Origin of the sequence: Cryobacterium sp. TMT2-17-1, from assembly GCF_004402765.1 — a bacterium.
Classification (GTDB): Bacteria; Actinomycetota; Actinomycetes; order Actinomycetales; family Microbacteriaceae; genus Cryobacterium; species Cryobacterium sandaracinum.
The window spans coordinates 35,491-46,164 of record NZ_SOGC01000005.1; the positions used below are offsets into that span (position 1 = coordinate 35,491).

10 protein-coding genes are annotated in these 10,674 nt (G+C 64.7%); 6 read left to right on the forward strand and 4 right to left on the reverse strand.

The features are described 5' to 3' along the window. Window positions 1–13: 13 nt before the first annotated feature. A complete protein-coding gene (locus E3O47_RS01035; protein WP_104102004.1) occupies window positions 14–712 on the reverse strand; it encodes an SDR family NAD(P)-dependent oxidoreductase in 699 nt (232 codons plus the stop codon). Between the two features lie 54 nt (window positions 713–766). After that, complete coding sequence (locus tag E3O47_RS01040; RefSeq protein WP_104102007.1) at window positions 767–3,250, reverse strand: DNA topoisomerase (ATP-hydrolyzing); 2,484 nt, start codon at window positions 3,248–3,250, stop codon at window positions 767–769. Window positions 3,251–3,341: 91 nt separating this feature from the next. Here E3O47_RS01040 and E3O47_RS01045 point away from each other — a divergent pair, with 91 nt between their 5' ends. Beyond that, window positions 3,342–4,487 (forward strand): alkaline phosphatase family protein, encoded by a 1,146-nt coding sequence (locus tag E3O47_RS01045; protein WP_198416282.1) that lies wholly within the window; start codon window positions 3,342–3,344, stop codon window positions 4,485–4,487. A 20-nt stretch (window positions 4,488–4,507) separates the two neighbouring features. Here the strand turns inward: E3O47_RS01045 and E3O47_RS01050 are convergent, their stop codons facing one another. Then, window positions 4,508–5,068, reverse strand: a complete 561-nt coding sequence (locus E3O47_RS01050; RefSeq protein WP_104102013.1) for a DUF3043 domain-containing protein — start codon at window positions 5,066–5,068, stop codon at window positions 4,508–4,510. 73 nt (window positions 5,069–5,141) lie between these two features. Between E3O47_RS01050 and E3O47_RS01055 the strand changes: the two genes are divergently transcribed. The 5 genes from E3O47_RS01055 (at window position 5,142) to E3O47_RS01075 (ending at window position 10,292) form a co-directional block, all read left to right on the forward strand. Then, entirely contained in the window at window positions 5,142–6,563 is a 1,422-nt protein-coding gene (locus tag E3O47_RS01055; protein ID WP_134419340.1) for a dipeptidase, read from the forward strand. Window positions 6,564–6,700: 137 nt separating this feature from the next. Then, a complete protein-coding gene (locus E3O47_RS01060) occupies window positions 6,701–7,057 on the forward strand; it encodes an iron-sulfur cluster assembly accessory protein (protein ID WP_104102019.1) in 357 nt (118 codons plus the stop codon). A gap of 178 nt (window positions 7,058–7,235) precedes the next feature. Continuing rightward, entirely contained in the window at window positions 7,236–8,123 is an 888-nt protein-coding gene (coxB, locus tag E3O47_RS01065) for a cytochrome c oxidase subunit II (protein ID WP_134419341.1), read from the forward strand. A gap of 3 nt (window positions 8,124–8,126) precedes the next feature. Then, complete coding sequence (gene ctaD / locus E3O47_RS01070; RefSeq protein WP_104102025.1) at window positions 8,127–9,869, forward strand: cytochrome c oxidase subunit I; 1,743 nt, start codon at window positions 8,127–8,129, stop codon at window positions 9,867–9,869. After that, window positions 9,870–10,292, forward strand: a complete 423-nt coding sequence (locus tag E3O47_RS01075; protein WP_104102028.1) for a cytochrome c oxidase subunit 4 — start codon at window positions 9,870–9,872, stop codon at window positions 10,290–10,292. A gap of 205 nt (window positions 10,293–10,497) precedes the next feature. Here the strand turns inward: E3O47_RS01075 and E3O47_RS01080 are convergent. Then, window positions 10,498–10,674 (reverse strand): transposase (locus E3O47_RS01080; protein ID WP_166785298.1); only part of this gene is annotated, 177 nt, incomplete at its 5' end.

Here is a 10,674-nt window from a genome sequence, read left to right on the forward strand (position 1 = left end):
CGACCGGGGGGGGCTACGAGTGGAACGATGTGCTCGCCAAGTCGCGTTCGCCGTTGATGATGGCGTCGACGACGCGTTGGGCGACGACGACCGGAGGGTAGCCGGCCGGCAGGCGGGGGGCGATTCCGGAGATCGGGTGAGTGGAGAGTTCGGTCTCGGTGTGACCGGGCCGCGCGTCCAGAATGCGGATGCCGCTACGCCTCAGTTCCCGGCCGGCGGCCTGGCCGAAGGCAGCGAGGGCGGCCTTGGACGCCGAGTATGCGGCGAGGTTGGCAGTGGGGCTCTCGCTGACGACGCCGCTGAGGGTGACGATAAAGGGCTCTCGCCCCTGCTCTGCGGATTCGCTCAGCGCGGCCCGAGCCGCACGGAGCAGGCGGATCGGTGCCAGCGTGTTCACGGCGAACAGCTCGGCGAGCGTCTCATCGCTCACCTCGATCGCCGGTCCGAAGGCAACGACCCCCGACGCGTTGACGATGCCGTCGAGCCGTCCGTTCACGCTGATCGCGTCGGCGACGAGAGTCGTGATTGCGTCCGGATCGGTGAGGTCGGCGGCGAGCGGGGTTCCGGGAATCGAGAGCGCCTCAAGTTTCGCCTGGTTGCGCCCGCTCAGGACGAGTCGGGCGCCGCCGGCAGCCAGAAGTCGGGCAATTTCACTTCCCAGACCCCCCGAGGCGCCGAGGACGAGAATGGCGGAATCGTCGAGGTGTGTCATCTGGCCACCATAACGCACCACCCTCCGCACATGGCTGGAGATCGCGCTCGGGCGTCAGCCGATCCGGGCGCCGATGGCGCCGATCACGGAGTCGAGCATGGCCCCGGACGCATCACGTCGCGACCCTGATTCAGGAAGCATGCGGGGTGTGCCGTCCGACGCGACCGCCCGGGCCGGCAGAGGCCCCACCCACGCGACGGAGACGGTGTCCTCGCCTTTCAGGAACCGCTGGGAGCGCACCCCACCCGTTCCCCGGCCTTTCGCCGGGTACTCGGAGAAGTCGGACACTTTGGCGCTGCCCGGGTCTGTTCCGGGCAGGGTGTGGCTGCCGGTCGCGACGGTCGCAACCACGAGCGCCGCAGCGCCGTGCGTTTCCACGCTGGTGAAATACACCACGTGCGCGTCCGCGGCCAGTTTGATGCCCGCCATACCGCCGGCGGTGCGCCCCTGCGGGCGCACCGACCCGGCAGGAAAACGCAACAGCTGTGAGTCGGAGGCGATGAAGACGAGTTCGTCGTCTTCCGCACCCTGCGCCGCGCCGACCACCATGTCATTGAGCTTCAGCGCGATGATCTCGAAATCGGGTTTGTTTGCCCAGTCGCCGGGGGTGACGCGCTTCACGATGCCCTGTCTGGTCCCGAGAACGATCGAATGCTTGGAATCGAGCGCGACGAGCGCGACGATCTTCTCCGCCGTGTTGGGCAGGGCCAGGTAGTCGCGCACGCGTACGCCGGCCCCGAGCTGGACCGAGGTCGGCGGCAGCAAGGGGAGGTCGACGGGGGAGAAGCGGATGAGCCGTCCCAGGTTGGTGACCGCTCCGATCTCCGTGCGACTGGTCGTGTCCAGAACGGACAGGACGGCATCATGCTTGCTGCGCCTCTGAGCCGGCGTGATCCGCTCCGGCTGGACAGTGGTGCCGGCCGGAATCTCCACCCGGGCGATCTTGCCCGTCACGCTGAGGTAGACCCGGGTCGGGGTGTCCGTCACCTCGAGGATGGCGGCCTTCCGCTTGGCGGCGGCGCTGTTGGCGCCGGCGACATTCGCCTTGGCCTCGGTCAACAGGGTTCGCCGCGGCGTGCCGAAACGCTCGGCCACCGAGGCCAGTTCGTCGGACACCAGGGTGCGGATGGAGGCCCTGCTGCCGAGAAGCTTCTTCAGCGCCGCGATCTCCGCCAGCAGCTGATCCCGCTCGGTTTCGAGTTCGATGCGTGAGAAGCGGGTCAGGCGCCGCAGGCGGAGCTCGAGAATGTACTCGGCTTGAATCTGGCTCAGGTCGAAAACGTCGATCAGCTTGGCGCGCGCCTGCTCGCTGTCGTCGCTGGCGCGGATGACCTGGATCACCTCGTCGATGTCCAGGATTGCCACCAGTAGGCCTTCGACGAGATGCAGACGCTCCGTTCGTCGGGCCAGTCGGTAGGCCGAGCGCCGGGTCACGACCTCGATTCGGTGTCCGATGTAGACGAGCAGGAGTTCCCGCAGACCCAGTGTCTGCGGGCCGCCGTCGACGAGGGCCACCGCGTTGATGTTGAAGGAGTCCTCGAGCGGGGTCACCCGGTACAACTGCTCGAGCACGGCCTCCGGGCTGAAACCGGTCTTGATCCCGATGACGAGACGGAGTCCCTTGGTGCGGTCCGTCAGATCGGTGACATCGGAGATGCCACTGAGCTTCTTGGAATTGACCCCGTCCTTGATCTTCTCGATGACCCGCTCGGGCCCGACCAGATAGGGAAGTTCGGTGACCACGAGACCGGCCTTGCGGGCGGTGATGGCTTCGACGGATACCCGCGCCCGGGTCTTGAAACTGCCGCGCCCGGTGGCGTAGGCATCCATGATTCCCGTCAGCCCGACGATCGTGCCGCCGGTGGGCAGGTCAGGCCCCGGGACGAACTCCATCAGGTCCTCGAGGGTCGCGTCTGGGTGGGCGAGCAGATGCCGCGCCGCGCCGACGACCTCGATCAGGTTGTGCGGAGCCATGTTGGTGGCCATGCCGACGGCGATACCGCTCGCGCCGTTGACGAGCAGGTTGGGGTAGGCGGCCGGGAGAACGTCCGGCTGGGTGAGCTGGTTGTCGTAGTTGGGTACGAAGTCGACGACGTCTTCGTCGAGGTTTTCCGTCATGGCCAGGGCCGGCGCGGCCAGCCTGGCCTCGGTGTACCGCGGGGCGGCCGGCCCGTCATCGAGCGAGCCAAAGTTGCCGTGGCCGTCGATCAAAGGGACCCGGAGCGTGAACGCCTGCGCCATGCGCACGAGAGCGTCATAGATCGCGGTGTCGCCATGCGGATGCAGCTTTCCCATGACCTCGCCGACGACCCGCGCCGACTTGACGTGGCCGCGATCGGGGCGGAGCCCCATCTCGCTCATCTGATAAAGGATGCGCCGTTGCACTGGCTTGAGCCCGTCCCGGGCGTCCGGGAGCGCCCGGGAGTAGATGACCGAGTAGGCGTATTCGAGGAACGAGCCCTGCATCTCGGTGGAGACATCGACGTCTTCGATGCGCTCGGTGAACGTGGCGGGCGTGGTGCTGTCTGAACGGCTCATTCGTGAATTCTGGTGAGGCGTGCGTTGAGGGACGCGCGCTGTCGGGTAGGCGCTGGATCGATCCGGCCCTGTCTATGTCAGACTTGGCACGATGCCCCCCATGCTACCGGCCCGCCAATTCGGCACCCTGCGCCTTGCCGACGTTCTCACAAGTTCCCTGTCATCGATCGAGGGCCTTTCCAACATTCTGGACCTCGGCCAGACGAACAAGGCGGTCGTCCTTCTGGCGGACGGCCTCGGCGTCAGTTCCCTCCGAGCCCGTCCTGGGCACGCCCGATTCCTGAACTCGCTACTGACCAAGTCCAGCGTGGTCGACGGCGTCTTCCCATCCACCACGGCTGCAGGCATCACGACCCTTACCACGGGTGTCGCACCCGGGCAGCACGGACTCGTCGGCTACCGGGTCCGAGACGCCGACCGGGACCGTGTGGTGAACCAGCTGACCGGCTGGGACGACGACATGCGACCGGAGACCTGGCAGCGTGCGCGCACCGTCTTCGAACGGGCCGCGGATGCCGGCATCCGCGGTTTCGCCATCGGACCCCGCCGGTACACCACATCCGGCTTCACCCAGGCGGCGCTTCGCGGCGCGCACTACGTACCCGCGGAGAGCGTGTCCGACAGGTTTGCCGCCGCGCGACACCTTCTGGACACCGAGCCGCGCGCCCTCGTCTACGTCTACGTCCCCGAGCTGGATGTGGCCGCCCACGCGCACGGCTGGGAGTCCGAACGGTGGTTGGCCGCGCTGGAGAACCTCGACGGCGCGGCCGCCCGCTTCGCAGCCGCACTGAAAGCCGATGAGGGTCTCCTGGTCACGGCCGACCACGGAATCATCGACGTCCCGATGACCAGACACGTGCTCTTCGACACGGTCCCCGAACTCATCGGCGGCGTCCGCCACATCGGCGGGGATCCCCGGTGCCTGCACCTCTACCTCGAACCCGAACTCGGTTCCGACTCAGGCGCGGCCCTCGCCGATACGTGGCGCGGTATTGAAGGCCACCGCGCCTGGGTCTTCAGCCGCGCGGAAGCAGTCGAGTCCGGGCTGTTCGGCGATGTTGCACCCGAGGTTTTGCCTCGCATCGGCGACGTGATCGTGGCCGCACGCAAGCTCATCGCCTACTACGACTCCCGCGAGCCGAATCAGTCCGCACGTTCGATGGTCGGTCAGCACGGATCGCTGACGGACGAGGAACTCCGCGTGCCCTTGATCAGGTCGGGGACCTTCTCCGCCTGAGCGCGTGAGAAGTTCCGGCGTCAGGCGGGGTAGCGGCCGCGCTTGACCTGTGGTTTCGGCAGGCGAAGCACACGCAGTTGCAGTGCACGCATCGCTGCGTACCAGCGCACACGCTCGGCTTTCTCAGCGCCGAACTTGGCATTGAGCTTGCGCGTGACGATAAAGCCCAGGATGACGGAGTCGACAACGGCGACGATGACGAAGGCCCACAGGCCCAGGATTCCGTACGTCTGCACGGCCGCGTCGGGGAATACGCTGAGCAGGATGACCAGAAACATCACCGGAATCATGAATTCGCCCACGTTGAAGCGGGCGTCGACAAAGTCGCGCACGAAGCGCTTCTGCACACCGCGGTCGCGCACGGGGAGGAACTTCTCATCTCCGGCAGCCATACCCACCCGGGCGCGCTCGCGAGCCTCGGCGGCCTTGCCTCTGGCCTGCTTGGCCGCGAGCTTGCGGTCATCTGGAACAAGCGGGCGCCGATTCAGAGCCTCTTGCTGCTTGCGGCTGGGCGTCGCCTGCCCTTTGCCGACAGGGTGGGTGGCCGCGAGGCGAGACCTGGTCTCGTCCGGGGTCTCCATGGATGGTTGTGCGTCTGGGTTCACAGGCTTAGCCACATCAGTTCCTTGCAATTGGTTGCCTTAAGATTACCTGATGACCGATATTCAAGAAACAGCGCCCCCGGCAATCTCACCGGCCGCCCCGGCTCTTCGTGCGGCAGTCGAACGCGGCCTTCCCACGACCATTGCCGACCTGTGCTCCCTGGTGCGGATTCCCTCCGTCTCCTGGGATGCCTTCGACGCACTTCAGGTGGCCACCAGCGCGGATGCCGTCGCGGTCCTGGTCCGCGACCTCGGGGTGTTCGAATCGGTCGAGATCAAGCGAGCCGGGATCCCGGGCGGTGCCGAACTCGGCCATCCGGCCGTTTTGGCCACCCGCGCGGCACGCAACGGGCGCCCGACGGTTCTGCTCTATGCGCACCACGATGTGCAACCCCCCGGCCAGGATGCGGACTGGGACTCCAACCCGTTCGAACCGACCGTGCGTGGCGACCGCCTCTACGGACGCGGTGCGGCGGACGACAAGGCGGGAGTCATGGCCCACATCGCGTCGATCCGAGCTCTCGTGGAAGCAGAAGGACCCGATTTCGACCTCGGCCTGGCGCTCTTCATCGAAGGCGAGGAAGAGTTCGGCAGCCGGTCCTTCACCACCTTCCTGGAGGAGAACCGGGAGTCCCTGCGCGCGGATGCCATCGTCGTCGCAGATTCGAACAACTGGGACATCAACACCCCCGCACTGACCACGGCGCTGCGCGGCAATGTCACGTTCCGACTGACGGTACGCACCCTTGACCACGCGTCGCACTCGGGCATGTTCGGGGGAGCGGTTCCCGACGCAATGATGGCCGTCGTTCGTCTGCTCGACAGCCTGTACGCCGACGACGGCGCCGTCGCGGTCCGCGGGCTGACGAGCATCGATGTTCCGACTCCGGACTACTCGGTGGAGCAGCTCCGCCTGGAAACCGGGCTCACCGACGGCGTCGGCCCGATCGGTCACGGCTCGGTGCTCAGCCGGATCTGGTCCCAGCCGGCCATCACAATCACCGGGATCGACGCGCCGTCCGTGGCCAACGCGTCGAACACGCTCACCCCGGCCGTCACCGTTCGCCTAAGCACCCGGATCGCTCCCGGTCAGTCGGCGGACGAAGCGTTCCGTGCGCTCGAGGCGCATCTGCACGCCAAGGCTCCATTCGGCGCCCGAATCGACATCGATGACGTCGACACGGGGGAGGCCTTCCTGGTCGACACGGGCGGCTGGGCCGTCGCTGAGACGCGGAGCGCCATGGCCGAAGCCTGGGGCGAAAGCCCGGTGGACATCGGCGTCGGCGGGTCCATCCCCTTCATCGCCGACCTGGTGCGGGTGTTTCCGGATGCTCAGATCTTGGTCACCGGGGTCGAGGACCCGGATTCCAGGGCGCACAGCCCCAACGAATCTCTGCATCTCGGAGTGTTCAAGCGGGCCATCCTCAGTGAGGCCTTCCTACTCGGCCGTCTGAATCAGCGCACCGGGAGCTGACCCGACCGAGAGCGCAGAAATCCGGGAATGCAGAGGGTGTATTCCCGGTTGTGGTCAGTACAATCTTCGTGGCCACCACCGGACATCCAGCCGCCGCGAAAAACCGTGTGAAAACGACTCGAACACTGAGGAGCACCATGACCGACACAGTCGTCGCCAGCACAGCCGCCCATGGCGTTGGCCTGAGCGCCACCGCCGCTGACAAGGTACGCACCCTGCTCGCCCAGGAAGGCCGCGAGGACCTTCGCCTGCGCGTTGCCGTTCAACCCGGCGGCTGCTCCGGCCTCATCTACCAGCTCTACTTCGACGAGAGGCTACTCGACGGTGACGCTCTCGTCGACTTCGATGGGGTAGAGATCGTCGTTGACAAAATGAGTGTCCCCTACCTGGACGGGGCATCCATCGACTTCGAGGACACCATCCAAAAGCAGGGGTTCACGATCGACAATCCGAACGCCGGCGGAAGCTGCGCATGTGGAGATTCCTTCAGCTGACCCACCGGCGCCAGACAAAGCGCGACGGGCTCGTATCTCCGCAAATACTATGACTGGCGGCGAATTCGTTATCTCGGAGGCCGGTTCTTGCACAACGGAACGTGCCACCCGCAGTAGGCTGGAAGTCTATAGAAGCACTTCCAGTTAAGTGTCGTCGAGTCTCACCGAAAGGTTACTGGTGCGCAAAAACCATCGTCTCCGATGGGCTGCAATTCCGATCGCAGCGTCGTTGGCCCTCGTTCTCGCAGGTTGCTCGCAAGCCCAGCTTCATGGCTACCTCCCCGGCTTCATCGAGGGTGAGCCGGCGGTAACCAACCAGACGGAGCGCATCTCCGGGCTGTGGACCACGTCGTGGATCGTTCTGATGATTGTGGGGCTCATCACCTGGGGGCTCATCATCTGGGCCGTCGTTGTCTACCGCCGCCGCAAGGGTCAGACCGGCCTTCCGGTGCAGCTTCGTTACAACATGCCGATCGAGATTTTCTACACGGTCGTTCCCCTTATTCTCGTGGTCGGCTTCTTCGCCTTCACCGCGCGGGACCAGGCAGAGATCGAGGCTCGTTTCGATGAGCCGGAGGTCAAAATCCAGGTCATCGGCAAGCAGTGGGCTTGGGACTTCAACTACGTCAACGAAGACGTCTACAGTGCCGGCATCCAGGGCCAGCCCGACGTCGACGGCCCCGCCGGTTCGCTGGTTCAGTCCGAGATCCCCACGCTCGTCCTGCCGGTCGGCCAGAAGGTTGAACTGGCGCTCGACGCCCGCGACGTCATCCACTCATTCTGGGTCGTTGACTTCCTGTACAAAAAAGACATGATCCCCGGCAAGACCAACTACATGTCGATCATCCCGGAGCGCATCGGCACCTATGACGGAAAGTGTGCCGAACTGTGCGGCGAGAATCACTCGCTGATGCTCTTCACGGTCGAGGTCGTGTCCGAGGCAGACTACGAGTCGTACATCGACTCCCTGCGTGCTGCAGGCAAGGACGGCCAGCTCGGCCTCGATTACGCACGCAACCAAAATCTGCCAGGAACGACAGCACCAACCGAGCAGGAGGGCAACTAGTCCATGACTACTACTACCACTACGGCACCTTCCGCGCCGGCAGCCCCCACTGCCCCGCGTCGGCCCACCGGTGTCGAGCGCAAGGGCAACGTCATCGTCCGGTGGATCACCTCCACTGACCACAAAGTCATCGGGTACATGTACCTGATCACGTCGTTCGTCTACTTCTGTCTTGCCGGTGTCATGGCACTGGTTATCCGCGCACAGCTTTTCGCCCCCGGCCTCGAGGTCGTCCAGACGAAGGAGCAGTACAACCAGCTCTTCACAATGCACGGCACGATCATGCTGCTGATGTTCGCTACGCCTCTGTTCTTCGGGTTCGCCAACTCCCTCATGCCGCTGCAGATCGGCGCCCCCGACGTGGCCTTCCCCCGGTTGAACGCCTTTTCCTTCTGGGCCTTCTTCTTCGGCAGTCTCGTCGCCGTCGGTGGATTCCTCACTCCGCAGGGTGCCGCATCCTTCGGCTGGTTCGCCTATCAGCCTCTGGCCAGTACGACGTTCTCCCCAGGCGTCGGTGGCAACCTGTGGATGGTCGGGCTTGGGCTGAGCGGCTTCGGCACCATTCTCGGCGCCGTGAACTTCATCACCACGGTAATCACGATGCGCGCCCCCGGAATGACCATGTTCCGGATGCCGATCTTCACGTGGAACACCATGGTCACGTCGATCCTCATCCTGATGGCCTTCCCCGTTCTCGCCGCAGCCCTTCTGGCCGCCGCGTCCGACCGCATTTTCCTCTCGCACATCTACGATCCGGCCAACGGTGGAGCCATCCTGTGGCAGCACCTGTTCTGGTTCTTCGGTCACCCTGAGGTGTACATCATCGCGTTGCCGTTCTTCGGCATCGTTTCGGAAGTCTTCCCGGTCTTCAGCCGCAAGCCGATCTTTGGATACAAGACCCTCATCTACGCGACCATCTCCATCGCGGCGCTGTCCGTGGCGGTCTGGGCGCACCACATGTACGTCACCGGCTCTGTCCTGCTGCCGTTCTTCTCCCTGATGACCATGCTGATCGCCGTTCCGACCGGGGTGAAGATCTTCAACTGGATCGGCACCATGTGGCGTGGCTCGCTGACCTTCGAAACGCCCATGTTGTGGGCCCTCGGCTTCCTGGTCACCTTCACCTTCGGTGGCCTCACCGGCGTCATCCTTGCCTCGCCGCCGCTCGACTTCCACGTCTCGGACACCTATTTCGTCGTCGCGCACTTCCACTACGTCATCTTTGGAACCGTGGTATTCGCGATGTTCAGCGGGTTCTACTTCTGGTGGCCGAAGTGGACCGGCAAGATGCTCAATGAGAGCCTCGGCAAGTGGCACTTCTGGTTCCTCTTCATCGGTTTCCACACCACCTTCCTGGTGCAGCACTGGCTGGGCGTCGTCGGCATGCCGCGTCGGTACGCGTCGTACCTGCCCGAAGACGGCTTCACCTGGATGAACCAGTTGTCCACGGTCGGTTCGGTCATTCTCGCGATCTCGATGATCCCGTTCTTCCTGAACGTCTATATCACCGCCCGTAAGGCACCGCAGGTCACCGTGAACGACCCGTGGGGCCACGGCGGCTCGCTCGAGTGGGCTACCTCCTGCCCGCCGCCGCGCCACAACTTCACCTCCATCCCGCGCATCCGGTCCGAGCGCCCCGCGTTTGACCTGAACCACCCGGAGGCGCCCATGACAGTCGGAATCGGGCCGGCGAAGGACGCCCCGGATGCCCCCACGTACGACGTAGCGTCGAAAAGGACGAAGTAAATGAGAGCCAACGTCAATCTCCTTTGGGTTCTGAGCGGGTTCTTCGTGGTGGTCACGACGGCCTATGTGGTCTGGGGTCTTCTGGACCCTAACCAGAACAAGATCGAGTGGGCGGGGACGTTCACACTCGGCCTGTGCGCGATCTTCTTCAGCTTCGTCGCGTTCTACCTGAGCCGGGTGCACAGTGCTCAGGGTGGCGAGCTTCCTGAAGATCGTCTTGACGCGAATATCGACGACGGCGACCCTGAGGTTGGTTTCTACAGCCCGTGGAGCTGGTGGCCCATCCTCTTGGCTGCCAGTGCTGCTCTGCTCTTCATGGGGCTGGCTGTCGGCGTGTGGATCTCGATCATCGCGTTGGGCATCGGGGTCATCTGCCTCGTCGGCTGGGTATACGAGTACTATCGGGGCAATTTCGCTCGCTGATCCGAACCGAATACGTGCTTCCGGCACAAGCGGCGGCGTCCAGAACCCAGGTTCTGGGCGCCGCCTGTGTTCATGCCCGGCACATCGCTTCGGAGTGACACGTTCGGGCAATTTCCCAGGTCCACGCAGCCTGATCCACAGTTCCCGCCCGCACGGCCTCGAACGAATTCGACGGAGATTCTGGCTCTCCTGCTGCTTCTGTGGGTTAAACCCGGCCGGGGAGCACTGGTTTGTGGCCGCCGAGGCTGAGCATGGCCAGGGCGATGAGGGCGCCGGGTGATTTGAAGCCGAAGGCGATTCGGGTGAGTAGTCGGATCTTGGTATTGACGGATTCGATCCGGCCGTTGGAGAGGCCGTGCTCGATCGATGCAAGGATCGCGGC